This window comes from Microbacterium sp. EST19A (assembly GCF_019969685.1).
GTDB lineage: Bacteria > Actinomycetota > Actinomycetes > Actinomycetales > Microbacteriaceae > Microbacterium.
The window spans coordinates 1,548,176-1,572,021 of the sequence record NZ_JAHXYZ010000001.1 but is presented as its reverse complement, the minus strand read 5'-3'; the positions used below and the strand labels follow the sequence as shown (position 1 = coordinate 1,572,021).

Sequence of the window (23,846 nt, the reverse complement as noted above, 5' to 3'; positions counted from 1 at the left end):
GATCGCGGGGTCAGCCCGCGAGGCCCCACTCGGCGAGGTTCCAGAACGGGCCCTCGATCGGGTTGATCTGCAGCGGGCCGCCGACCTTCTCGCTCCACAGCAGCACGTTCGGCACGGCGTCAAGCGGCAGGGACGGCACGTTCTCGGCGATCAGCGCGTCGCCCTCCTTCGAGGCGGCGATCCGGGCATCCGCGTCGATCTCGCTGTCGACCTGGGTGAGCAGGTCATCGAGTCCGGGGATGTCGGCGCGGTAGAAGTTGATGCCGGAGAATCCGTTCGCGTCGCTCGGGATGTTCGTCGACGCGAACGTCGCGCTGAGCGTGGGGTCCGGGAACGTGTCGACGAGCGCCCAGATGCCGGCCTGGAAGTCGCCCTCCGGCGCGATCGTGCCGAACAGGTCGGCCGGGGTCACCTGATCGATCGTCATCTCGAACCCTGCATCCGCCAGCTGCGACTGCAGCACCTGCACCGTGAGGTCGCGGCGCTTGTTGCCGGCGAGGGTCTTGATCGAGAACGTCGCCGTCTCGCCACCCTTGGACCAGACGTCATCGCCGTTCTTCTTCCAGCCGTCGCCCTCCATCAGCTCGTCCACCTTGTCGAGGTCGAGCGTGTACTGCGAGAAGTCGTCCGACGCGAACGGCGCGACCATGGGCGAGTTGAAGCTCTGCTGCGCCTTGTCGACGCCGAGGCTGCCGAAGAGACGCTTCACGATGGCGTCGCGGTCGATCGAGTAGGCGAGCGCCTGACGCACGGCGACCGAGTCGAAGGGAGCTGCGGAGTTGTTCAGCCAGATCGCCTCGAGGTTGCCGCTGCGAGCGTCGACCTGCGACTTGATGCCGGGGAGTCCGGCCTCGATCTGGGTGAGCGCGTCGAGCTGCGGGGTCGGGGCGAGCACGCTGACCTGTCCGCTCTTGAGCGCCTGGAACGCGGCCGTGGTGTCGGGGAGGAAGAGGAAGGTCACCTTGTCGAGGTGCGGCTTCTCGCCCCAGTAGTTCTCGTTCGGCACGAGCGTGACCGACGTGCCGCGGGTCCACTTCTCGATCTTCCACGGTCCCCCGCTGAAGTCGTAGCCGTCGGCCATCATCGCGCCGCGGTCCTGGCCCTCGAGGATGTGCGCGGGCATGATGCCGTAGACGCTGAACAGCGTGCGCCATCCGGCGTAGGCGGAGTCGAGCGTGACGACCGCCTTCTTCGGGTCACTGACGTCGACGGCCGTGATCCGGTCGTAGCCGGTCTTGTCGAAGATGTCGTCGCCGTCGCGGATCTGCAGCGCGGTGTACTCGAAGTCGGCCGAGGTGATGGGCTCACCGTCGGACCACACGGCCTCCGGGTTGATGTCGTAGGTGACGGTCTGCGTGCCGTCATCGGCGACCTCGGCGATCGGCTCGCCCGTGACGAGATCCGACGGCACCGGCACCCACTCGTCGTCGACGAGACGGGTCTCGAACACGGCCGGCATGGTCGGGATCTGCATGACGTAGGTGCCCCAGATCGAGCCGCCGCACGTGGCGATCCAGTCGGCGCAGTCGGGCTCCTGCTCGGCGCCGATGACGAGCTCGCCGCCGTCGACGACGGCGACCTCCTCGTTCGTCTCCGCCGGGGTGGGCGTCGAGGTGCAGGCGGCGAGCGAGCCGATGAGCGCGGCGACGGTCAGAGCCGCGAGGACGCCACGACGGGAAGGTCGGGAAGAGGGTACAGCGGTGCGAAGCAATGATTTCGACATGGACGGATCTCCAGTGAGCGTGCGACGAAGGAACAGTGCAGAAGTGCTGTGGTGCGGGTGGTGGTCTGACTCTAGAGCTGACCGGAAAAGATAGCAAGCCTTTTAGTCAATGTTCCTGACTAGGGGCGAGGCCGGTGCCGTCCCAGCGCTCTCCGGCGAGGGTCCGGCGCGCCATCTCCTGCATGCGGTGCTGGCTGATCGCGGCCCCTTCGAGGCCCGTGGGCTCGTGCCCGCCCTCGAAGATGTCGAGCACGATGTCGCCGCCCCGGGCGCGCAGCCGGTCGACGTAGCCCTGCACCCCCACGACGGGTGTGCGGGTGTCGATCGAGCCCTGATTGATCCACACGGATGCCGTGACATCGTCGAGGTACGTGATCGCCGAGAAGCGGGAGACGAGCTCGGGCGGCACCCACGAGCTCCACACCGTGCGCACCGCGGGGTTCATGGCCTCGATGGTCACCGACCAGTCGGCGACCGCGACGTGAGCGAGCCCCCCGGCGAACAGCTCCGGGAGCCGACCTACGCTCAGCAGCGTCATGTGCCCGCCGTACGAGGCACCGGTGACGAACGTGGATGCCGGATCGGCGAGCCCCTGCCCGCGGAGCCAGCCGATCGCCGCGGCGACGTCTTCGATCTCGCGGTCGCCGCCCACGTTCCAGAAGCCCTCGCGGAACGCCCGCCCGAAGGTCACCGAGCCTCGGTAGTTCAGGGATGCGTACGCGTAGCCGGCCTCGAGCCATGCCTGGGCGGAGGGGTCGTAGCGGTCGACCGTCACGAGCATCGGCCCGCCGTGGATCTCGAGGATCGTGCCGAGCGGCTCCCGATCGGCAGGCCGCGCCGACCACAGCTGCACCGGCGTGCCGTCGGCGCTCGTGACGAGGGTCGAAGTGAGCGGCTGTCCCTTCGGCACGGATGCCGGCGCGATCAGAGTCGTCTCGGTGCCGTCGGCCACGACCTCTGTGACGCGCAGCGGGACCGCCCAGCTCGAGCGCATCGCCCGGACGGCGCCGCTCGGCGCGTAGTACGAGGTCCAGTAGTACGGATGCAGGTTCGCGATGTCGGGCTCGGCGAAGCTGCCGCCGTCGAGCACGGTGCGCACCGCGGCATCCGCGTCGTCGATCTCGATGAGCCGATGGAGGCCGGCGTCGACGTGCAGTGCGAGGATGCGACCGCTCGGGGCGTGCCAGTCGAGGGCGAGCACCTCTCCGGCGAGCTCCGGAAGGTCGAAGTCGCGGCGCTCGCCCGTGCGAGGATGCCAGATCGCCGGACGCGAGAAGCCGCTCCGCTCGGTGTTGAGGAGCAGTCGCTCGTCGCCGGCGACGGAGGAGAAGCGCACGCCGCGGACGGGCCCGTCCGGAAGGTCGTCGAGTGTGGCGACGGTCGCACCGGTCGCGGCATCCACCACGGTCAGCAGTGGACGACGGATGCCGGGATTGTGATCGGTCGTGTCGATCGACACGACCGAGGCATCGGAGGAAGGAAGGCCGAACCAGGCCTCGACCGGGTTCGAGTAGACGATCTTCGGCTCGCCCCAGGGTGCGGCGGGAATCGTGAGGACGTGGAACCCCTCCTCGTCGACGATCGTGGCGACGAGAGTGGAGCCGTCGAAGGACATCGCGAGCCCGCGCAGCACGTAGGGCTCACGTCCGGGAGTGAGCTCGACGCGCTCGGAGCCGTCGGGGGAGATGGCGACGAGGGCGCCCACCTCAGAGCCGCCGCCATCGTCGAGGTCGACGATCCAGCGGCCGTCTGGCGTGATGATCGCGCCCGTGCTGACGTCGAACGGCAGCAGCTCACCCGGGGCGTCCGGCGCACGCCAGACGCGTCCGCGCGCACCCTCGACATGGTTCTCGATCACGAGGGCGAGGTCGGCGGAACCCGCCGCCGGGCGCACGGTCATGAGGTACGGAACGGTGAAGCGCTCGTCGAGGGCCTTCATCGTCGAGTCTTCCGGGGTGTGCAGCATCCTTGCTTCTCCTCGTCATCGCCAGTGTCGTTGACTATAGCATTGGCTAGCCTCTGGCGACCAGGTCCCGCGTCATTGTCGACGGGCATGACAGGAGCCGTGACGACGGTGGGGTACCGTGAGTCTGCGTGATCGACGCACGGTAGGACAGCGAAACGGAGCAACTCGATGGCGACTCGGAAAGCCGCAGGTCAGGCGAAGGCGCCGGCCCGTCAGACCGGCACCCCCGCACGCCCTCGCCGCGCACGCGACTCACTCAGCCGCGACATCATCGTCGCCGCCGCCGATCGCGTCGTCGAGCGCGAGGGACTCGATCGTCTGACGTTCCAGGCGATCGGCGAGGAACTCGGTGCACACCCGACCTCGATCTACCGGCACTTCCGCGACAAAGAGGAGCTGCTGCTCGCGCTCATCGACTCGCTGCGCCATCGCTCGTACAGCGGCGGCATGGTCGCGACCGACGACTGGCTCGCCGACCTGCGCTCGCAAGCCCACCTGATCCATGACCACTACATGCGCTACCCGGAGTTCGCACTGCAGATGGCGCTGCGTCGTCCGACCGACTTCGGGTCGATGGAGTACTCGATCGGGGCCCTGCGCCGCGGCGGCTACGACCGCGAGCAGGCCGCCCTGTACGCCCGAGCGCTGGGGCAGTTGATCCGTTCAGCGTCCAGCATCCAGGCGGCTCTCTCCGCACTTCCGAGCGAGGTGCAGGACGCCGACGAGCTCACCTGGCAGATGGATCAGCGACGCCTCGATCCTGCCGAGTACCCCGAGATCGCATGGGTCGGCGAGGCCCTGCCGGGCATCCGCGACCCGCGCGCCTGGGAGACCGCGCTCGACCTGCTGCTGGAGAGCATCGAGCGTCACGCGCCCGGCGCCTGACTCACCGGGTGAGCTCGTCGAGCATGCCGGCCAGCAGTTCGATCCGCTCCATCATCGAATCGACAGACACCCACTCGTGATCGGCGTGCGCCCCCGCGCCGCGCGGTCCCAGGCCGTCGAGCGTGCGGGCTCCGACCGCGGCAGTGAAGTTGCCGTCCGAGGCTCCCCCGGCGGAGACCGCTTCGATCGCCGGATGCTGAAGGCGCGCGGCCGCGCGACGGGCGCACTCGAGCAGCTCGGCGGAGACGCGCTCCTCCATCGGGGGGCGGTTGATCCCGCCGGTGACGTCGACGGTCACGCCCTCGGTGTGGGCGCCCAGCCCCTGCATCCGCTCGTCGACGCGTTCGAGCTCGCCGAGCGTCCAGGCGCGCACGTCGACGCGCACCTCCGCGTGCTCGGGGATGACGTTGGTCACGGTCCCCGCCTGCGCGACCGTCGGACTCACGGTCGTGCCGGCCTCGTCGTCTGCGAGGTCGGGCAGAGCCAGCACGTGATGGGCGAGCTCGGCCAGCGCGCTCCGACCCTTCCACGGTTCGAGCCCGGCGTGCGCCGCGCGGCCCGTGAAGGCGATGCGGTAGATGCTGCCGCCGCGGCGGGCGATCTTGAGCGCCCCGTCGAGGCTGGGCTCGAGCACCAGCACGTTGCCGGTGCGCCGGGCCTCTCTCTCGATGAGCGCGCGCGACGTCAGCGAACCGGTCTCCTCATCGCTGGTGAGCAGCACGGCGACCTCTCCGGGTCGCGCGATGCGTTCGAGCGCATCCGCGATGATCACGACGCCGGCCTTCATGTCGAAGACGCCGGGGCCGGTCGCGCGGTCCTCGTCGAGCCGGAATGGGCGGTCGGCCGTCGTCCCCTTCGGGAACACCGTGTCGAGATGCCCGAGCAGCAGCACCTTCGGCGCATCGCCTCCGCGCCAGAGCAGGTGCCGGACTCCGTCGACGACCTCGACGACACCGGGCTCTCCGATCACCGGGTCGAGCCACGAGCGCACCACGGCCTGCGCGGCTGCGAGGCCCTCGGCATCTCCGGTCGGCGTCTCGATCGACACGAGCTCGTCGAGCCGCGCGACAGCACGATCCCGCGCGTTCATGCCGCGACCCCGATCGCGAGGAAGGACTGCAGAGCGGATGCCGTCGCCAGCGGCGCCTCTTCGGCCAGGTAGTGATCGGCGTCGATCGCTGCGCCGGTGACCCCCGGCGCGTACTGCTCCCACACCGCCGGCACGTCGAAGTTGCGGCCGACGTAGCTGTGCGACCCCCAGAGCGCGAGGGTGGGGCAGCCGACCACGCGTCCCGCGTCTCGGTCGGCGCGGTCATGATCGAGGTCGACCGTCGCCGCGGCCCTGTAGTCGGCGCCCGAGGCGTGCACGGTGTCGCTGTCGAAGCAGCGCAGGTAGTCGTCGAACGCGTCGGGCAGCGCCTCTCCGTCGTGACGACGGCCGGTGAAGCGGCTGCGCAGCCAGGTCTCGCGGTCGCCGTCGATGAGGGTCTCGGGCAAGCCGTCGGTGCGGGCCAGGAAGAACCAGTGGAAGTACGCCGTCGCCATCTCCCGATCGACGTTCTCGAACATGTGCAGGGTGGGCACGATGTCGAGCACGGCCAGCCTCGTCACGGCATCCGGATGATCCAGCGCCATGCGATGCCCGACGCGTCCGCCCCGGTCGTGTCCGACCACGGCGAAGCGCTCGAAGCCGAGCTCCCTCATCAGGGCGACCTGGTCGCGCGCCATGTCGCGCTTGGCGTAGTGATCGCCGCGCGGCTTGGCCGAGTCGCCGTAGCCGCGCAGGTCCGCCGCGACCACGCTGTGATCGCTCGCGAGAGCCTCGGCCACATCGCGCCACATCGCCTTCGTCTCGGGGTAGCCGTGCAGCAGCAGCACAGGGTCGCCGTCGCCGCGCACTTCGGCGGCGATCCTTGTCCCGTCGCAGTCGATCATGAGCGATCGCTGCTCGTGCGAAGAGGTCATCATTGCCCGTCTCTCGATCTCGGAACCGTAAGTCAGTCACGTTGACTATAGCAATGACAATCCCCGTGTGACCAGAGCGCCGACAGGACGACGGATCACCAGCCGCGCAGGCGCTCCCAATGATCGCCTACCGCGATCGCCCCCTCGACGTCCGTCCCGCCCTCGATCACGTGGTACCCGTCGTGCTGCGACGCGGTCGCGCAGGCGTGGTTCGGAAGGATGCGCAGCCGCGCGCCCACGGGCAGGTCGGGAACCTCCGCTCCATCCCGTGCGCCGATGATGCCGTGCTCCTGGCTCACGCCCGTCACCAGCAATCCCTCGCGCATCCGCCCGTCGAGGTCGGCCACCAGGCCGTATCCCTGGTCACGCTCCTGCACGGCGGTCCCGCGATCACGCGACAGCGCCATCCATCCGCCATCCGTCATCAGGTCGCCCGAGGGCGTGCGCCCGATGATCGTCACCACGACCGACAGCGCGATGTCGTCGACGTCGCACACACCGATGCCGGCCATGACGAGATCGAAGAAGACGTAGTTGCCGGCGCGAACCTCGGTCACCCCGGAGAGATCGTCGGCGGCGTGAGCGGTGGGCGTCGATCCGAAGCTCACCGTCGCCACGTCGTGCCCGGCCGCGCGCAGGCGGTCGGCGGCATGCACGGCGACGTCGCGCTCGTGATGCGCGGCATCCCTCCGCGCCTCCGGCGTCGCCGCGAAGTACGACTCCCCCGCGTGCGTCAGCACGCCGCCGAGGTCGCCGCCGCGCGCGAGCTCAGCACCGATCTCGAGCAGAGCCGCGCCGTCGGCATCCACCCCGCCGCGGTGCCCGTCGCAATCGACCTCGATCAGCGCCGGGATCGTCACGCCTGCGCGGGTCGATGCCTCGGTCACGGCTCGCGCCTGCGCGAGCGTGTCGAGCAGCACCTGCATCACCACACCGCGTCGCGCGAGTTCCACGACCCGGGGCAGCTTGTGCGGATCGATGCCGACGGCGTAGAGGATGTCGTGGTACCCGGCGTCGGCGAAGGCCTCGGCTTCGTGCAGTGTCGAGACCGTGATGGGCCCGGTCGCCCCGTCGAGCATCAGCCGAGCGACGGGAACGCTCTTGGCGGTCTTGACGTGCGGGCGCAGGAGCACTCCCTGGCCGGCCAGCCTCGCGGTCAGCCGCTGCGCATTGCGTCGCGCCTTCTCGATGTCGAGCACCGCGAACGGCGTCGACGGGTCGGCGAGCGTCGGGGCTGCGTCGGTCATCGGTCTTCCTCTCTCGGCCCGCGGGCCTCTCTCGACTCGACGATCGCGGCGACGGCGGTCGCCTGCACCTCGAGCGCGGATCCGTAGTGCAGGCCGGCGACCTGCGCCACCGCCCTCGCGGGTCGGTGGTCGCCGAGCCATCGGCGGTAGAGCGCGTCGAAGGTGGGCCAGTCGGCGATGTCGGTCACCGACACCGTCACCGAGATCAGGTCCTCCCGACGCGCCTGGGCCGCACGCAGACACGCGTCGACATTCGCGAGTACCTGGCGCGCCTGCGCCTCGAACGGCTCGGATGCGAGCGTGTCGCCGCTCGGCGTGATCGGCAGCTGGCCCGAGAGGAAGAGTAGGCCGCCGTGCCGGGCGACATGCGAATAGTGGCCTGCCGGCGGCATCAGCTCGGGGCTGTCGATCAGCGCGATCGACGGCGACTCTGCTGCGGTCATGACTTGCCCTCGCTGTTCGCGTAGTTGTACACCGTCGCGCGCGAGACGCCCAGCTCATCGGCGATGATGCGGCCCGCGTTGTGCGAGGCGAAGTACTCGGCCTCGCGCAGCTGCCGCACCAGCTCGCGCTTCACGTCGCGCGGCAGGCCGCGAGGCGTGGATCCCCGCTCGGCCGCGAACTCGGTGATGGCCGCGCGCAGCGCGATGCCGTTGCGGTCGAGCAGGGTCTCGAGGCGCTGCGTCGGCGGCCGGAAGTCCTCGGTCGCGACCAGGCGCGACAGCGTGTGCGAGAGCGGGGCGAGCACCGAGACGTCGACGTTGAGGCACAGCGCCGCGATGAAGTCGCCTTCCTGATTGCGGATGCCGATCGAGGTGCTCTTCGCCGCCCGCCCGTCGGGGAACTGGTTGGCGTAGTTCTGCACGACATCGGGATAGTCGGGGTCCTGGATGCGTCGCAGGCCCAGTTCCGTCGCCGAGTCGCCGACCTCCCGGCCGGAGAGGTTGTTCTCGATCGCTCGGATCGCGTGGTCGGGGTCGCGCAGGTCGTGCAGGACCACCTCGCACATACCGGGGAACATTCGACCGAGCGCCTCGGCGACCTTGACGAGCTCGGTGACGAGGTGCTCGTCGACATCGCTGTCGCTGCGCGCGTCGGCATCCGCTCGAGAATCGACCGCATCTGTCATCGTGGACCTCCGGGAGTTGTCTTGGACCCAATAGTCTGAGTTTAGACAGTATGGTATAGCTAGATCCAGACCTCTCCGACATCTGAATGAACGGACCCGCCATGTCTCCGCGATACGACGCCGTCGTCTTCGATCTGCTGACCGCACTGGTCGACTCCTGGACGCTGTGGGACGGCGTCGCCGGCAGCGAAGAGGAAGGACGCCGGTGGCGCGGGCGCTACCTGCAGCTGACCTACGGCGCCGACCGGTACCGGCCCTACGAAGACCTCGTCGCCGAGGCCGCCGCCCTCGAGGGCGTCTCCCCGAAGAAGGTCGAAGACCTCGTCACCCGATGGGACTCCCTGCAGGGATGGCCCGAGGCCGCCGGTGTGCTCGCTCAGCTCGACGGGAAGGTGAGGACCGCCGTCGTCACCAACTGCTCGGAAGAACTCGGACCGCGCGCCGCGAACTCGCTCCACCACGGGTTCGACGTGTTCGTGACCTCGGAGCGCGCCGGCTTCTACAAGCCGCGCCCCGAGCCGTACCGCCTCGCCCTCGCCGAACTCGGGACCGACCCCGCGCGGACGCTGTTCGTCGCCGGCTCGAAGTTCGACATCCCGGGTGCGGGGGGAGTGGGGATGCCGGTGTGGTGGCACAACCGCATCGGCATGGATCGCGGCGATCTGCCGGAGCCGCTGGCCGAGCGACCCACCCTTGACTCCCTGCCGGGTGACGTGCTCGGCTGAGGCAGCGGTCGCCTCAGAGCGCGCCGAAGGCGACGATCGCGCAGATCGTCCCGACACCGAGCAGCACGGGCGCCCCGAGGATGCCGCACCAGAAGCTGCGCGCCGCCACCTTGTCGGACACGAGCGCAGCGACTACCGCGGCCGCGGTCACCAGCACGCCCGCGACGGCGAAGATCGGCTGCGCGAACACCCACGCGAGCGGCAGGAAATGGATGCCGACGACGGCGAGCACCAGCGGAGCGATGAGGTCCTGCCGCTTGCGCTTCGTCGCCCAAATCGCCAGCACGACGATCGCGACCACCTCGAGCCAGAAGATCGCGATGTACCAGGCGAACGCCGGTCCGCCGATGACGATCGCGGTCGGCGAGGTCCAGTTGCGGATCGCCGCCGGGATGCTGATCCCGGCGAGCGCCGCGCCCCCGAGGCTCAGCACACCGAGCACGACCCGCCAGATCCAGTGCTTCGGCGGCCGCTCCTGGCCCCACCCCGCCCATACGAAGGAGGCCACCCCGAAGATCGCGCCGGTCATCAGCAGGTCGCGCGGGAACTCGGTGATGATCATGCGCCCCAGGGTATCCGTGCCGGTCGTTCCGCCCCCGGCGGCCGGGCACGAAACGCGCAGAACAGCAGGAGCTTCGGATGCCGGGGCTCACGCCCCCGCGACCCTCGCCCGGTAGTCGCGGGGGCTCTCCCCGCGCTCGCGGCGGAACGCGGCGCTGAGGGCGAACGGGGTGCTGTATCCGACGGCATCCGCGATCGAGGCGAGCGTGCGCGACGGGTCTCGCAACAGGTCGGCGGCCATCTTCAGGCGCCACTCGGTGAGGTACGTCATCGGCGGCTGCCCCACGAGCTCGGCGAAACGGCGTGCGAAGGTCGCCCGCGAGACGTTCACGGCCTCGGCCAGGGTGGCGAGGGTCCACGCGCGGGCAGGGTCGGTCTGGAGCAGTCGCAGCGCGGGCCCGACGACGGAGTCGGCCTGGGCGCGGGACCATCCGTTCTGGTGCTCCGGATCGGCGAACCACGAGCGGATCGCGCCGATCAGCAGCAGGTCGAGCAGCCGATCGAGCACGACCTCCTGTCCGGGGAGATCGCGCGAGATCTCGTCGGACAGCACGCGGACGAGCGAGGAGCTCGCACCGTCCGACGGCACGAGCGCCACCGGCGGCAGCATCCGGAGCAGGGTGTCGCTCACCTCGCCGCGCACCTGGTACGTGCCCGTCAGCATCACGGTCGAGCCCCCGGCGTCGTTCCCCCAGGTGCGCACGCCGACCTCCGTGAGGTAGTGCCAGTCGACCCCGGGGCGGAGCGTGGGGTTCTGCGCCGCGTCGATCACGACATCCACCGGGCTCCGCGGGTCGTCGGCGACGGTGTAGCGGTGGCCCGGTCCGCGCAGCAGCACCATGTCGCCGGGGGCGACCTCGACCGCGTCGCCGTCGTCGGGCACGATCCATGCCTGCCCCTGCGTGAGGACCAGGAGGGTGAGGGGCGCGTCATCCTCGATGCGCATCGCCCAGGGCGGTGAGAGCACCGAACGCAGGATGAACGCTCCGGCGGCGCGAGAACGATCGAGGAGCGCGGTCATGCTGTCCATACCCGAGAATCTAGACGATCACGTATGTTCCCGCGCATTCTGAAGATTCCACGTCTCACCGCCGAGCGCTTCACTGGAGCCATGAACATCGCAGATCTCGTCGCCTCCGGAGCGCTCATCGCCGTCGTCGCCACCGCCGTGGTGAGCGGAGTGTTCTTCGCGTTCTCCTCCTTCGTGATGCCGGCGCTCGCACGGCAGGCATCCCGCGACGGCATCGCCGCGATGCAGTCGATCAATGTCACGGCCGTGCGGCCGGCGTTCATGAGCCTGCTGTTCGGCACGGCGGCGCTCACGGCGGCCGTCGGCATCGCGGGCCTCGGCGATCCACGCCTCGTGATCGGCGCCGCCCTGTACCTGGTCGGCGTCATCGGCGTCACGATCGCCGCGCACGTGCCGCGCAACAACGCCCTGGCCGGAGTCGACCGCGACGCCCCGCACGCGGATGCCGTCTGGCGCCGCTACCTGACGGGGTGGGGCCGGTGGAACCACGTGCGGTGGATCGCGGGGGCAGCGAGCTCCGCGGCTTTCCTCACCGCGGTCGTGGGGTGAGGGCCTCGACCACGGCGAGCAGCGGCGCCATGTCGTAAGCCGAGGTGTTCACGCGCAGCGTCGTGCCGGTCGAGGACTTCACGACCAGCATCCGCCGCCGGCCCTTGCCGCTCGTGCGGTGCGAGACGATGTCGCGGTAGCGGATCACCCGCTCCGCCCCGAAGACTGTCCGGAAGGCGACCGCATCGACCCCGGGCGCCACGTACCAGTTGCGATACACCAGCAGCGTCACCAGACCCGCGGCCACCAGCACGACCGACGCGATGCGGAACGGCACCGGGTCGCGCATGTCGCCGCTGCCGAATCCGAGCACCGACGCGAAGAGTCCCAGGCCGACCAGCGCCGCGGCCGTGATCGCGACATATCGCGGCAGCCGGATGCGCGCATCCCGGGCCTTCGCCTGACTCGGCCGCGCGAACAGCGAGCGCACGAACACCACCACGACCACCAGCGCCACCGCGAGAAGGACGATCTTCAGCACGAAGGCGGGGATCATCCTCCGACGGTACCAAGCCCACCGCGGCATCGCGCACCGCTCCGCTCGTGGTTCGATAAGAGGGACCATTCGTCGCGCGAAGTCACCGACGCGCCGCATTCAAGGAGCATCCGATGACCACCGACCGGCCGATCGTCGTCATGGGGGTCAGCGGTGTGGGCAAGACGACCATCGGCCAGGAGCTCGCCCGCCGGCGCGGCACCGCGTTCATCGATGCCGACGACCTCCACAACGCGGCGAACATCGCGAAGATGAGCGCGGGCATCCCGCTCGTCGACGCCGATCGCTGGCCGTGGCTCGATCTCGTCGGCGAGGCCCTCCTCGCCGAGCCGGGCGTCGTCGTCGCCTGCTCGGCCCTGCGGCGGATCTACCGCGACCGGCTGCGCGCGACGGCACCCGAGACTCTGTTCGTGCACCTCGCCGCGGCGCCCGCGCGGGTGGCCGCACAGGCCGAGGCGCGCGAGGGCCATTTCATGCCGCCGGCACTGCTGCGGTCGCAGATCGCCACGCTCGAACCGCTGGAGCCCGACGAGCTCGGCATCACCGTGATCGTGGATGCTGCGCCCGACGCGCTCGTGGACCGGATCCTCGCCCTTCTGGCAGGTGAGCCGGAGCGTTCCGAGAAGTAGGCTGAACCCATCATGCAAGAGTTCTGGCAATGGGCGGGCAACTTCTGGTGGCTCATCTTCCCGATCATGGGGATGGCCGGCGGTGCCGCGAAGGCGTGGGAGCGCAACTCGAGGCGCCGTCATGAGCGCCGCCTCGAGACCTTGAGGATGAAGGCCCAGCTGAAGACCGCCGAGATCGAGGCGCGGGCACTCACCCAGCAGGGCCGGCGCCGCGGCCCGTCGATCGTCGACACCACGGCATCCGTCGCTCCGAACGACCTGCTCGTGCGGCTGTTCGCCGAGCACGACGAAGTCACCGCACGCTGGCTCGACTACGAACTCGATGTCGCGAAGCTCATCGCGTTCCCGGCGATGAGCGACGGACGCCAGCCGCTGACCGCCGCGTTCCTGCGGGCCAAGAAGACGGCGGATGCTCTGCGCCCGGCATCCGCCGAGGCCAAGGTCAGCGAGCACCAGGTCGCCGAGTACCTGCAGGCCGTGGGCGACTACGCCGTCGCGTTCGAGATCGCCGAGAAGGACGCCCGGCGCCTGCGCGACTCGACCTTCACCGAGCCCGAGCGCAAGCGCCTCGACCGCGCGCAGCAGCTGCTCAAGGTCGCGGTCGACGAGTCGGCCACGCAGGCCGAGCGGAACGTCGCGTACAAGCGGGTGCGCGAAGAGCTCGACGGACTCATCCTGCTCTCCGACGACGCGGTCACCGTGCTCGAGAAGCAGGTCGCGCGCGAGATCGCGGCGGCACCCGCCCCCGCGACCGAGCCGGCCCCCGCGCCGGAACCCGAGCGGATGCCGGAACCCGAGCGGATGCCGATCGCCGAGCCGCTGCGCCCCGCCCCTCCGCAGCGCGAGGGCGCGTGACCCCCGAGAGCACGACCGGTCGTCGCAAGACGATCGTCATCACCGGAGCCTCCGACGGGATCGGCGCCGCTGCCGCCCGTCAGCTCGCGGCATCCGGCAATCGTCTGATCCTCGTCGGCCGATCGCCGGAGAAGACCGCGGCCGTCGCGAACGAGACGGGCGCCGAGTTCTTCACCGCTGACTTCGCCCGGCTCGACGATGTGCGCGAGCTCGCCGCGAAGCTCGCCGACGCCGTAGGCGACGACGGCATCGACGTGCTGGCGAACAATGCCGGTGGCATCTTCGGAGACCAGACGCCGACCGTCGACGGCTTCGAGAAGACGATCCAGGTCAATCACCTCGCACCGTTCCTGTTGACCAACCTGCTGTTGCCGCAGCTGCGGCAGGCGGATGCCGCGATCATCAACACCTCGAGCGTCGGGCATCGCCTCTTCGGGCACATCGACGTCGACGACCTCGACAACCGCCGCAAGTTCAGCGCCAACAAGGCGTACGGCGACGCGAAGCTGGCGAACGTCCTGTTCACGAAGAGCCTGCACGCGAAGTTCCATCCGGAGGGTCTGAGCGCGGTCGCGTTCCATCCCGGGGTCGTGCGCACGAACTTCGCGGCCGGTTCGTCGAGCGTCATGCGCCTGATCTATCGCACCCCGCTGCGGCGCCTGCTGACGATCAGCACCGACAAGGGCGGCGAGACGCTGCGATGGTTCATCGAGGGCACCCCCGACGAGACCTGGTTCTCGGGTGCCTACTACGACGAGCGCGTGCTGAGCACCCGGGTGAATCCGCAGGTCGACGACGAGGCTCTCGCCGAGGCGCTGTGGCAGAAGAGCGCGGAGCTCACCGGTATCGACGTCTGACCCCCAGCATCCATCCACGGAGGGAACACCATGCTCATCGACCTCACCGGCAAGACCGCGCTCGTGACCGGCTCGACCCAGGGCATCGGACGGGCGATCGCCACGGCACTGGCGGATGCCGGAGCCCGCGTCGCCGTCAACGGACGCAGCGCCGACACCGTGGCATCCGTCATCTCCGAACTGCAGGCCGAGCGGTCTGAGCGCGACCTCGTCCCGGCGCCCGGCGACGTCACCGATCCGACCGGTGCGGATGCCGTGCTCGCCGCAACCGGCGACGTCGACATCCTCGTCAACAACCTGGGCATCTTCGGCGCGACGCCCGCCCTCGACATCACCGACGAGGAATGGCGCCGCTACTTCGACGTGAACGTGCTCGCGGCGGTGCGCCTGATCCGCGCGACGCTGCCCGGCATGAAGGAGCGCGGCTGGGGTCGGGTGCTCAACATCGCGAGCGACTCGGCGGTCGTGATCCCGGCCGAGATGATCCACTACGGCATGTCGAAGACCGCGCTCCTGGCCGTCTCGCGCGGGTTCGCGAAGGATGCCGCCGGCACCGGCGTGACCGTCAACTCGGTGCTCGCCGGCCCGACCCACACCGGCGGCGTCGAGGACTTCGTCTACGAGCTGGTCGACAGGGCGCTGCCGTGGGACGAGGCGCAGCGCGAGTTCATGAAGCTGCACCGGCCGCAGTCGCTGCTGCAGCGGCTCATCGAGCCCGAGGAGATCGCGAACATGGTCGCGTACCTGTCCTCGCCGCTCGCCTCGGCGACGACCGGGGCCGCGGTGCGCGTCGACGGCGGCTACATCGACTCGATCGTGCCGTAGCCGCTCAGGGAGCCGAGTGACCCGACTGCTGGTTCAACCAGTCGAGGATTGTCGGGTCGTCCGCCGGCGTCGCGCTCCCTGCCATCACTTCGGCGAGTGGCCGATAGGCGCCCGCGCGATCCGCGACGTGCACGCCGTCCGAGCGCCCTCGCTCCATTCCGAAGCGGACGCTGCACGCTCCGCGGTCGAGCAGGAGCTGCCAGACGTCCATCTGCATCGGGCCGTCGAGCCGGCGCACCGACCATCCGGCTTCGAGCATTCGGCCCGCCAGCCGAGCAGCGTCAGCATCCCGCGCCGACAATCGCTCGAGGAAGTCTGCGATCTCAGGGCTGCTCACGCTGGTCAGGGTACCGCGCCCGGGGGCGAGCTTCGCGGCCGTCGCCGAGGAACGCGGAGAGGAAGCGCGGAGAGAAGGGGAGTAACATGGCCCCTCGGGTCGCGTGACCCTCGAGAGTCCGAAAGGCGGTGATGGCGATGTCCGGTGATAGTTACGACGCCGCCACCGCTGCGTCGAGACTCCCTGCGCTTTCGCGTTGAGCATCCGCTCCACGAAATCGCACGTCCTTCCGCAGCGTCGGCGGCGTCTCCCGCCCTCTGACTGATCTGCGCACGGAGCCTTCTGCTCTCGTGCGCCTGCGAGAACGGATGCGCATCATGGCGCTCATCGACAACGGCGTGTACGTCCACGGACGTCGCGTGGAGACCCCGAAGAACCTGGACGAGACCTACCGGATGATGGATGCCGCGGGCGGCACCGCCTGGATCGGCCTGTACCGTCCGAGTCCGGAGGAGCTCACATCGGTGGCGCGCGAGTTCGACCTGCATCCGCTCGCCGTCGAAGACGCCCTCTCGGGCCACCAGCGTTCCAAGGTGGAGCGCTACGGCGACACGCTGTTCGCCGTGCTGCGCCCCGCCCGCTACCGCGACAAGGAGGAGTCGATCGAGTTCGGCGAGCTGCACCTGTTCGTCGGTCCCGACTTCGTCGTCACGATCCGGCACGCGGAGTCTCCCGACCTCGCGGCCGTGCGCCGGCGGATGGAGGCGAACCCCGACCTGCTCGCGATGGGACCGGAGGCCGTGCTCTACGCGATCCTCGACGAGGTCGTCGACGGGTATGAGCCGATCGTCGCGGGTCTGCTGAACGACATCGACGAGATCGAGGACCAGCTCTTCGGCGACAGCGACGACGACGCGCTCTCCCGGCGTATCTACGAGCTCTCGCGGGAGGTCATCAACTTCCAGCGGGCGGTGCACCCCCTGAGCGGAATGCTGGAATGGCTGCGTCGCGGCTCGGAGAAGTACCGGATCGACGAAGAGCTGCAGCGGTCGCTGCGCGACGTGCTCGACCACGTGATCCGGGTGAACGAGCGGGTCGACTCGTTCCGCGCGATCCTCGAGAACGCGCTGACCGTGCACTCCGCGCTCGTCGCCCGCCGCCAGACGGATGCCGGCCTGGCGCAGAACGACGAGATCAAGAAGATCTCCTCGTGGGCGGCGATCATCTTCGCTCCCACGCTCGTCGGCACGGTCTACGGCATGAACTTCGAGGTCATGCCCGAGCTGCACTGGGCCTTCGGCTACCCGATGGCGATCGGCGCGATGGCGGCGTTCGCGGTCGCCCTCTACGGGGTGTTCAAGTACAAGCGCTGGCTCTGACGGGCGGGGGCCGGTACAGATGTCGGGCGACATGCCAGATGTCGGACCATACGGGACAATCGGTCCGACATCTGGCGTGTCGTCCTGCGGGTGCACCTGCGGATGCCCGGTGAGCGGATGCCGGGATGCGGATGCCGGATGAGGCGGATGCTGTGGCTCAGCGCGCCGCGTCATCGAGGGCGTCGCGATCCCTGACCTCGATGTTGGCGACCTCGAGCTCGTCGTCGAGCTGTACCAGGATGCGGGAGTCGGGGAACTGCTTCGGGGCGTCGAAGGCGAGCAGCACGGCATCCGCGAAGACGACGACCGAGGTGGCCTCCAGATCGTCGCGCAGGTCGATCTGCTCGACCACGGGCTCGTCGTCGACCGCCTCGTCGATGTCGTCGGCGATCTCATCGATCACGGCCCGCCAGCGGGACTCCCCGATCGAGAGGATGCGGGTGATCGTGGCGACGAGCGCGTCCTCATCGAGCGCGTCGTCGTCTTCGAGCTCGGGGTCGACGTTGACGGTGACGACCGTGCCGGCGGCGTCGATGCTCGCCCGCCCGTAGATCAATCCGTTCTCGGCGACCGGTTCATCGAGGAGTCCGCTGTCGACGATGCGAGCGAGGAGGGCGTCGAGCAGGGGCTGGGTCATGAGTCCAGTCTTTCGCATCCGGCCGCGTCGCGGGTGGCCGATAGGCTCGACGCGTGCCGAACGCCGAACCCTCCGCATCCGCATCCGCCGCCTCCGATCTGCTCCGCCTCGCCGGCGCACTCACCGGCGCCGAACCACTGAACTGGGTGATCACGGGCGACTCGATCACCCACGGCCTCGTGCACACCCAGGGCGCTCGCAGCTACCCCGAGCACCTGCACGAGCTGATCCGCGGTGAGCTGGGGCGCACCCGCGACATCGTCATCAACTCGGCGATCAGCGGGCATCGGATCACCGACATCCTCGGCGATTGGGAGCGACGCGTCGCATCATGGCATCCGGATGTGGTGACTCTCATGATCGGCACCAACGACTCGGCGACGGGCGACGGCCGGGTGCACGTGGAACCTGACGAGTATGCCGAATCGCTGCGGGAGTTCGTGCGTCGCGTCCGTGCGCTCGGGGCCATTCCTGTGCTGCAGACGCCGCCGTCGGTCGACGTCGTGCACGCACCGGAGCGGTCTCGCCTCGGCGAGTTCGCCGACGCCGTCCGCGCGGTCGCGGCGAGCGAAGACGTGATCCTCGTCGACCAGCTCGCCCGCTTCACCGAGCTCGGCAACGGCGGAGTTCCCTGGGGCCTGATGGGCGACGCCTTCCACCCGAACGCCGCCGGCCATGCCGCCCTCGGCCTCGAACTCGCGAACGCGCTCGGCATCCATCCCCCGGGATCACGCACCCTCACCGTGCTGGCGGCGCACGTCGCGACGGGCCGACTGAACCCGTAGATCTGGACAGCTCGGCGAGACGGGCGCATGCTGAACCCATGACCGCATTCCAGACCACCCACGCGTTCAGCGGATTCAGCGTCGACTCGATCGACGCGGCCCGCTCCTTCTACGGCGAGACCCTCGGCATGGACGTCTCCGACAACGCCATGGGCTTCCTCCAGATCGCCCTGTCCGACGGCGGGACGATCTTCATCTATTCCAAGCCCGACCACACGCCGGCGAGCTACACGATCCTGAACTTCCCGGTCGACGACGTCGAGGCAGCGGTCGATGAGCTCAACGCGAAGGGTGTCGTGACCAAGATCTACTCCGACCCCGACATGGGCACCGACGAGAAGGGCATCTCGCACGGCGAACCCGACAAGGGCCCGGACATCGCCTGGTTCAAGGACCCCGCCGGCAACGTGCTCGCGGTTCTCGCCGGCTGACGGCTGACGGCTGACGGCTGCCCCGCGGGATCACCGGCCTCGCGGGAAGCCGATCGCGCGCAGCTCGGGAGCCAACTGCTCCCACTGCCACTGCCGTTCGGCAGCTCTCGCCGCGTCGCCGCGATGGAGGCCGACCGCCTTCGCCGCGTAGGTCGCGGCGTGCGGGGAGTGGTCGAACATGTGGGCCACCGCGACCGCCTGACCCGCGGCGCGTGCTGCGGCGACCGCTGCCGGCGCATCCGCCGCATCCCGTGCGGCGGCGTGCGCGGCGAACGCGGCGGTGCGGCATTCCGTCATCGGGATCTCGCCGCGCATCCACGCGCGCAGGGCTGCGATCGCGGCGCGCGGCCTGTCGTCGCCGGGTCGCAGCTCTTCGAAGACGGGCAGGGAGCGATCGGCGCAGGCGACCGCCCACTCCGCGATGGCGTGATGGACGGGCAATTCGGGGTTCGCCCACTTCTGCTTCTGATCGTCGCTCACCCGACGATCGTGTCAGCAACCTCGGACGCTCGCCGGAACACGCCCGTCGGAGCAGTGGACTACAGGCGCGCGGCCAGCCACTCGGTCTGACGCAGCCACTGCACGGTCTGCCCGCCCTCGTGCCCGTTGAACTCGTAGACCTCGATCTCGGCATCCGAAGAGCCGCAGAGGTTGAACGCCGCGAAGACGCTGGAGGGCAGCACGATGGGGTCCATCAGCGCCACGGAGAACAGCACGGGGGCCGCGATCCGCCGGGCGAAGTTCACGCCGTCGAAGTACGAGAGCGTTTCGAAGGTCTCGTCGACGCGCCCACGATGCACCGACAGGTAGCGGCCGATCTCGACGAACGGGTTGTCGGGGGTGAGCGGCACCGAGCGGCGGAAGTGGCACAGGAACGGAACGTCGGGCATCACGGCGGAGACGGCCGGATGCAGCGCCGCGGCCGCCAGGCTGATCCCACCGCCCTGGCTGCCGCCGGTCACACTGATGCGGTCGCCGTCGACGGCATCCAGTTGACGCACGGAGTCGATCAGCAGGACGGCGTCGGTGAAGACGCGGCGGTAGTAGTACGTGTCCGGATGCCGGATGCCGCGGGTCATGAAGCCCGGGGTCGCGCCGTCGGAGCCGTGCGGGTCGGGGGTGTCGCCGCCCGATCCCCAGCCGCCACCCTGACCGCGGGTGTCCATCAGGACGTGAACATACCCCGCGGCCGCCCACTGGAGCCGTTCGCCCGGCAGGCCGCGCCCGCCGCCGTACCCGATGTACTCCACCACCGTCGGAAGCGGTCCGTCGACCCGGGGACGGGTGATCCAGGCGCGGATCGGCTCGCCGCCGAACCCGCTGAAGGTCAGATCCTCGACGATCAGCTGCGTGATCGGGGTGGCGGCCGGCTCGACCTTCGGCGGTGCGGCGAGCGCCCGCGATTCGGCGAGTGTCCGCGCCCAGAAGTCATCGAAATCCGCGGGCTCCGCCACGTCGGGCCGGAAGGAGCGGAGCTGGTCGAGGGGGAGATCGGTGAGAGCCATCCGCGTCAGGCTAGCCGAAGGGGCTCTCCGGGTGCACCGTCCATCGTGATGATGGCGCGGCCGGAGACGCGGCCGGCGGCGAGGGTGTCGAACGCCTCCTGCGCGGACTCGAGCGAGAATCGTCGGGTCACCAGACCCTGCAGATCGACACCGCCCTCCGCCGCCAGCGCCACGACCTTCGGCAGCTCCTCGCGCGTCCGCGCCCCGAAGGATCCGACGATGCTCTGTCCGCGCCGCACCAGGGTGGTGATCGGCACCGCGGCCGTCGCGGCGCCCGCCGCGATCCCCACGGCGACCATTCGCCCGCCCTCGGCGAGCGCGGCGATGGCGAGTTCGAACGTCTCCGGACGGCCGAGCGCCTCGAACGCCACATCGACACCACCGGGCACGACGGCTCGAATCGCGGCGAGGGCGTCCTGCGTGGTCGAATTCACGACCACGTCAGCGCCGAGCGCGCGAGCCGCGTCGAGTTTGTCGTCGTCGACGTCGACCGCGATGATGGGTGATGCTCCCAGGCCGGATGCGACCTGGATGATGCTCGAGCCCACGCCTCCGACAGCGACCACGACGACGGAATCGCCGCTCGTGAGACCGCCTCGAGCCGTCGCCCCGAATGCGGTGAAGACCGCGCATCCGAGGATCGCGGCCTCCTGCAGCGGCACTTCCGGCGGCAGGACCGCGACGGCCGACACGGGCACAACGGCATACTCCGCGAGACCGGACATCGAATACATCGAGATGCGCTCTCCGGTGCCGCGACGCAACCGGGACGTGCCGTCCAGGAGGTTTCCGTGGACCCGGTTCTGCTCGAAGAAGACGGGGCAGAGGTCATCGCGTCCGCGCAGGCACTGGCGACACGATCCACACGGCATGATGAACGCCCCGACGACCGGCATCCCGACCTCGATGCCACTGTCGCCGAGATCGTCTCCGAGCTCCACGACGACTCCGCTGACCTCGTGCCCGAGAACCGCAGGCGCCGGGAACGGCACCTCGCCCTTCAGGAGATGCAGGTCGGTGTGGCAGACACCGCAGGCGGCGACCTTGATCAGCACCTCACCCGCCCGGGGTCTCGGCACCGGGACGTCTTCGACGACGAGTGGGGATCCGACGCCGTCCCAGATGGCGGCGCGCATCGAGGCGGGGAGGGCGGCGGATCGCGCCGCGGGGTTCTCGTACATGGTGCTTCCTTTCGTCACGGCCTTCGTCACGGAGCGATGAGCAGGAGGATGCCGCGGACCAGGACCGTTCCCGCACCGACGAGCGCCAGCGCGACCAGCAGACCTCGGGCGACCTGCGGAGTGACGACGCGGGTGAGCACTTCTCCGATCGCCATGCCGACGAGGCACGCGGCCGCGACGCCCAGCCACATCCACGGTTCGAGATTCGGAATTCCCCCGGGAGACAGCCAGAGCTTGGCGGCGAGCGACATGCTGCCGATCGTCACGAAAACGGGCTGCATCGTCGCGGCGAACGAGCGATGGTCCCATCTCGTCAGCACTCCGTAAATGCCAAGCGGTGGTCCGCCGACTCCGGCGGTCACGTTCATCGCGCCGCTGAGAGCACCCGCAGCGATGAGGGGAGGCACGTGGTCCGGCGACAGGCGCGATCGAACGAGCAGCGAGGAGACCAGGCCCGTGATGATGAGGGCTCCGACCAGGATGTCGAGCCAGGCGACCGGCAGCACCAGCAGCAGCAGGGCGCCGGGGATCACTCCGATGATCGCGGACGCGGCGAGGATCCCCCAACGGCGCCAGTCGACGAGAGCGAACGATCGCACAGTGAGGGCGACGGCGACGACCACACCGCACACGTTGACGAGGAAGACACCGCTGATCGGGTTCAACAGCAGCACGAAGAAGGGCGAGGCGACCAGCGCGAATCCCAGACCGGTGATGCGCTGCATGCCCGCCCCCACGACCATGATCGCGAGGAGGATGGCGAAGGTCGTCAGCTCCATGCGACGTAGCGCGTTTCCTGGAACTCCTCCATACCGACGGAGGAACCCTCACGCCCGATGCCGGAGAGCTTGGTGCCCCCCATGGGAGCGAACGCCACCGACGGGACGGCGTCGTTGATGCCGAGGATGCCGACGTCGAGGCGTTCCGCGAGCGACCAGCTGCGCGCCGAGTCGCGGGTCCACGCGTAGGCGGCGAGACCCATCGGAGTGTCGTTCGCGAGGGCGATGGCCTCATCGTCGGTGCGGAAGGACCAGACACCGGCCACCGGCCCGAAGATCTCCTCGCCGAAGATGCGCGCATCGGTCGGCGCATCGGCGATGAGGGTCGGTCGGACGAACGAGCCCTCTGCGGGCACGTCTTCGCGTTCGGTCACCCGTCGGCCGCCACGATCGATCGCATCCTCCACGAACCCCGTGATCTCGGCCGCACGGGCAGCCGAGATGACAGGTCCCATGTCGGGGATCTCCGAGCCGTCGCGCGAGACGCCCAGACCGTGTCCGAGGCTGAGCGCGTCGAACCGCTGCGCGAGCCGCTCGGTGAACTCCGCGGCGATCTCCTCGTGCACGAGGAACCTGTTGGCGCCCACGCACGACTGCCCTGAGTTGCGGAGCCGTGCGATGACCGCGCCCTCGAGCACGGCATCGAGATCGGCATCCGGGAAGACGAGGAAGGGAGCGTTCCCGCCGAGCTCGAGGAGCGGTCGGACGATTCCCTCGGATGCCTGCGCCATGACGCTGCGGCCGACCGCGGTCGAGCCGGTGAAGCTCGCCACCCGCACGGCGGGGTGCGCGATCAGGGCGGAGGTGACCGCCCGAGCGGGACCGTGCACGAGGTTGAGCACCCCTGCCGGAACGCCGGCGTCGTGCAGGGCCTGCACGAAGCCGGTCGCGGCCAGAGGAGCCTGCTCGGACACGCGCGCGACGACCGTGCATCCCGCGGCGAGCATCGGGGCGAGCTTGCGCGCCTGGATCGACACGGGGAAGTTCCACGGTGTGAGAGAGAGGGCCACCCCGGCCGGGCGCTGCAGCGTCAGGTGGCGACGGCCTTCGCGTTCGCCGTCCATGATGGCTCCGCCGCCGCGGCGCGCCTCCTCGGCGAACCATCGCAGGTATTCGCCGGAGAACGCCAGCTCTCCCTGCGCCTCGGGCAGTCGCTTGCCCGCCTCTCGAGCGAGGGTCTCGGAAAGCTCGTCGGACCGTTCGGCGAGCAGGTCTGCGGCATCGCGCAGCACGTCCGCACGGTAGCGCGGCGTGGTCGCCGACCAGGACTCGAAAGCATCCGCCGCAGCATCCGCGGCGCGCTGCGCCTCTGCCACCCCGGCCCACGCCACCTGGCCGACGACGGTCCCGTCGGCAGGGTCGGTCACCTCGCGGAACTCGTCCGCGGACTCCCAACGGCCGGCGATGAGAGACAGTGCCTCGGAGTTCAT

27 protein-coding genes are annotated in these 23,846 nt (G+C 69.7%); 10 read left to right on the top strand and 17 right to left on the bottom strand.

Annotation, left to right across the window (positions count from 1 at the left end; all coding sequences use genetic code 11):
* Positions 1-10: 10 nt before the first annotated feature.
* Positions 11-1,723 carry an ABC transporter family substrate-binding protein gene (locus LC452_RS07740; RefSeq protein WP_223623863.1) on the bottom strand — a complete coding sequence of 571 codons (1,713 nt, stop codon included), beginning with the start codon at positions 1,721-1,723 and terminating at the stop codon, positions 11-13.
* 106 nt (positions 1,724-1,829) lie between these two features.
* Positions 1,830-3,689 carry a S9 family peptidase gene (locus tag LC452_RS07735; RefSeq protein ID WP_223623861.1) on the bottom strand — a complete coding sequence of 620 codons (1,860 nt, stop codon included), beginning with the start codon at positions 3,687-3,689 and terminating at the stop codon, positions 1,830-1,832.
* A gap of 168 nt (positions 3,690-3,857) precedes the next feature.
* On the opposite strand from LC452_RS07735, the gene LC452_RS07730 reads away from it, so the two are divergent.
* Positions 3,858-4,574, top strand: coding sequence for a TetR/AcrR family transcriptional regulator (locus LC452_RS07730; RefSeq protein ID WP_223623859.1), 717 nt, complete (start codon positions 3,858-3,860; stop codon positions 4,572-4,574).
* A 1-nt stretch (position 4,575) separates the two neighbouring features.
* On the opposite strand, the gene LC452_RS07725 is transcribed toward LC452_RS07730, so the two are convergent.
* The 5 genes from LC452_RS07725 to LC452_RS07705 all read right to left on the bottom strand — a co-directional run bounded on the left by LC452_RS07725 (position 4,576) and on the right by LC452_RS07705 (position 8,915).
* Positions 4,576-5,664: a M20 family metallopeptidase gene (locus LC452_RS07725; RefSeq protein ID WP_223623857.1), complete on the bottom strand. Its 1,089-nt coding sequence runs from the start codon at positions 5,662-5,664 to the stop codon at positions 4,576-4,578.
* Positions 5,661-6,542: an alpha/beta fold hydrolase gene (locus LC452_RS07720; protein WP_223623855.1), complete on the bottom strand. Its 882-nt coding sequence runs from the start codon at positions 6,540-6,542 to the stop codon at positions 5,661-5,663. The genes LC452_RS07725 and LC452_RS07720 overlap by 4 nt, the downstream gene beginning before the upstream one ends.
* Before the next feature lie 92 nt (positions 6,543-6,634).
* Entirely contained in the window at positions 6,635-7,786 is a 1,152-nt protein-coding gene (locus LC452_RS07715) for an alanine racemase (RefSeq protein WP_223623853.1), read from the bottom strand.
* A complete protein-coding gene (locus tag LC452_RS07710; protein ID WP_223623851.1) occupies positions 7,783-8,229 on the bottom strand; it encodes a RidA family protein in 447 nt (148 codons plus the stop codon). Before LC452_RS07710 ends, LC452_RS07715 begins: the two co-directional genes overlap by 4 nt.
* Entirely contained in the window at positions 8,226-8,915 is a 690-nt protein-coding gene (locus LC452_RS07705) for a transcriptional regulator (protein ID WP_223623850.1), read from the bottom strand. The genes LC452_RS07710 and LC452_RS07705 overlap by 4 nt, the downstream gene beginning before the upstream one ends.
* A gap of 101 nt (positions 8,916-9,016) precedes the next feature.
* Here LC452_RS07705 and LC452_RS07700 point away from each other — a divergent pair, with 101 nt between their 5' ends.
* On the top strand, positions 9,017-9,640 hold the full coding sequence (locus LC452_RS07700) for an HAD family hydrolase (protein ID WP_223623848.1): 624 nt from the start codon (positions 9,017-9,019) through the stop codon (positions 9,638-9,640).
* A 13-nt stretch (positions 9,641-9,653) separates the two neighbouring features.
* Here the strand turns inward: LC452_RS07700 and LC452_RS07695 are convergent, their stop codons facing one another.
* Positions 9,654-10,202, bottom strand: coding sequence for a hypothetical protein (locus LC452_RS07695; RefSeq protein WP_223623846.1), 549 nt, complete (start codon positions 10,200-10,202; stop codon positions 9,654-9,656).
* An 87-nt stretch (positions 10,203-10,289) separates the two neighbouring features.
* Positions 10,290-11,231 carry an AraC family transcriptional regulator gene (locus LC452_RS07690; protein WP_223623844.1) on the bottom strand — a complete coding sequence of 314 codons (942 nt, stop codon included), beginning with the start codon at positions 11,229-11,231 and terminating at the stop codon, positions 10,290-10,292.
* Positions 11,232-11,312: 81 nt separating this feature from the next.
* Here LC452_RS07690 and LC452_RS07685 point away from each other — a divergent pair, with 81 nt between their 5' ends.
* A complete protein-coding gene (locus LC452_RS07685) occupies positions 11,313-11,780 on the top strand; it encodes a DUF1772 domain-containing protein (RefSeq protein WP_223623843.1) in 468 nt (155 codons plus the stop codon).
* On the opposite strand, the gene LC452_RS07680 is transcribed toward LC452_RS07685, so the two are convergent.
* The gene (locus tag LC452_RS07680) at positions 11,761-12,276 is read right to left on the bottom strand and encodes a hypothetical protein (RefSeq protein ID WP_223623841.1); all 516 of its coding nucleotides are present in this window, start codon (positions 12,274-12,276) and stop codon (positions 11,761-11,763) included. The genes LC452_RS07685 and LC452_RS07680 overlap by 20 nt on opposite strands.
* A gap of 113 nt (positions 12,277-12,389) precedes the next feature.
* Between LC452_RS07680 and LC452_RS07675 the strand changes: the two genes are divergently transcribed.
* The 4 genes from LC452_RS07675 to LC452_RS07660 are packed head-to-tail and all read left to right on the top strand — an operon-like array spanning position 12,390 to position 15,442.
* A complete protein-coding gene (locus LC452_RS07675; protein WP_223623839.1) occupies positions 12,390-12,905 on the top strand; it encodes a gluconokinase in 516 nt (171 codons plus the stop codon).
* Between the two features lie 12 nt (positions 12,906-12,917).
* Positions 12,918-13,760 carry a hypothetical protein gene (locus tag LC452_RS07670; protein WP_223623837.1) on the top strand — a complete coding sequence of 281 codons (843 nt, stop codon included), beginning with the start codon at positions 12,918-12,920 and terminating at the stop codon, positions 13,758-13,760.
* Complete coding sequence (locus tag LC452_RS07665) at positions 13,757-14,617, top strand: SDR family NAD(P)-dependent oxidoreductase (protein WP_223623835.1); 861 nt, start codon at positions 13,757-13,759, stop codon at positions 14,615-14,617. Before LC452_RS07670 ends, LC452_RS07665 begins: the two co-directional genes overlap by 4 nt.
* A 30-nt stretch (positions 14,618-14,647) precedes the next feature.
* Positions 14,648-15,442, top strand: coding sequence for an SDR family NAD(P)-dependent oxidoreductase (locus LC452_RS07660; protein WP_223623833.1), 795 nt, complete (start codon positions 14,648-14,650; stop codon positions 15,440-15,442).
* Between the two features lie 4 nt (positions 15,443-15,446).
* On the opposite strand, the gene LC452_RS07655 is transcribed toward LC452_RS07660, so the two are convergent.
* Positions 15,447-15,779 carry a hypothetical protein gene (locus LC452_RS07655; RefSeq protein WP_223623831.1) on the bottom strand — a complete coding sequence of 111 codons (333 nt, stop codon included), beginning with the start codon at positions 15,777-15,779 and terminating at the stop codon, positions 15,447-15,449.
* Between the two features lie 317 nt (positions 15,780-16,096).
* Between LC452_RS07655 and LC452_RS07650 the strand changes: the two genes are divergently transcribed.
* Positions 16,097-17,098, top strand: coding sequence for a magnesium and cobalt transport protein CorA (locus tag LC452_RS07650; protein WP_223623830.1), 1,002 nt, complete (start codon positions 16,097-16,099; stop codon positions 17,096-17,098).
* A gap of 157 nt (positions 17,099-17,255) precedes the next feature.
* On the opposite strand, the gene LC452_RS07645 is transcribed toward LC452_RS07650, so the two are convergent.
* Positions 17,256-17,735 carry a cytochrome C5 gene (locus LC452_RS07645; RefSeq protein ID WP_223623816.1) on the bottom strand — a complete coding sequence of 160 codons (480 nt, stop codon included), beginning with the start codon at positions 17,733-17,735 and terminating at the stop codon, positions 17,256-17,258.
* Positions 17,736-17,788: 53 nt separating this feature from the next.
* Here LC452_RS07645 and LC452_RS07640 point away from each other — a divergent pair, with 53 nt between their 5' ends.
* Complete coding sequence (locus LC452_RS07640) at positions 17,789-18,520, top strand: SGNH/GDSL hydrolase family protein (RefSeq protein WP_223623814.1); 732 nt, start codon at positions 17,789-17,791, stop codon at positions 18,518-18,520.
* Positions 18,521-18,558: 38 nt separating this feature from the next.
* On the top strand, positions 18,559-18,951 hold the full coding sequence (locus LC452_RS07635) for a VOC family protein (RefSeq protein WP_223623812.1): 393 nt from the start codon (positions 18,559-18,561) through the stop codon (positions 18,949-18,951).
* 30 nt (positions 18,952-18,981) lie between these two features.
* Here LC452_RS07635 and LC452_RS07630 read toward each other — a convergent pair whose 3' ends face one another.
* From LC452_RS07630 to LC452_RS07610, 5 genes are read right to left on the bottom strand one after another with little or no spacing between them, the layout of a single operon-like run.
* The gene (locus LC452_RS07630) at positions 18,982-19,431 is read right to left on the bottom strand and encodes a putative immunity protein (protein ID WP_223623810.1); all 450 of its coding nucleotides are present in this window, start codon (positions 19,429-19,431) and stop codon (positions 18,982-18,984) included.
* Positions 19,432-19,490: 59 nt separating this feature from the next.
* The gene (locus tag LC452_RS07625) at positions 19,491-20,456 is read right to left on the bottom strand and encodes an acetylxylan esterase (RefSeq protein WP_223623808.1); all 966 of its coding nucleotides are present in this window, start codon (positions 20,454-20,456) and stop codon (positions 19,491-19,493) included.
* A 5-nt stretch (positions 20,457-20,461) separates the two neighbouring features.
* Positions 20,462-21,637, bottom strand: a complete 1,176-nt coding sequence (locus LC452_RS07620) for a zinc-binding dehydrogenase (RefSeq protein ID WP_223623806.1) — start codon at positions 21,635-21,637, stop codon at positions 20,462-20,464.
* Positions 21,638-21,663: 26 nt separating this feature from the next.
* Positions 21,664-22,416 carry a sulfite exporter TauE/SafE family protein gene (locus LC452_RS07615; RefSeq protein WP_223623804.1) on the bottom strand — a complete coding sequence of 251 codons (753 nt, stop codon included), beginning with the start codon at positions 22,414-22,416 and terminating at the stop codon, positions 21,664-21,666.
* Positions 22,407-23,846 carry an NAD-dependent succinate-semialdehyde dehydrogenase gene (locus LC452_RS07610; protein WP_223623802.1) on the bottom strand — a complete coding sequence of 480 codons (1,440 nt, stop codon included), beginning with the start codon at positions 23,844-23,846 and terminating at the stop codon, positions 22,407-22,409. Before LC452_RS07610 ends, LC452_RS07615 begins: the two co-directional genes overlap by 10 nt.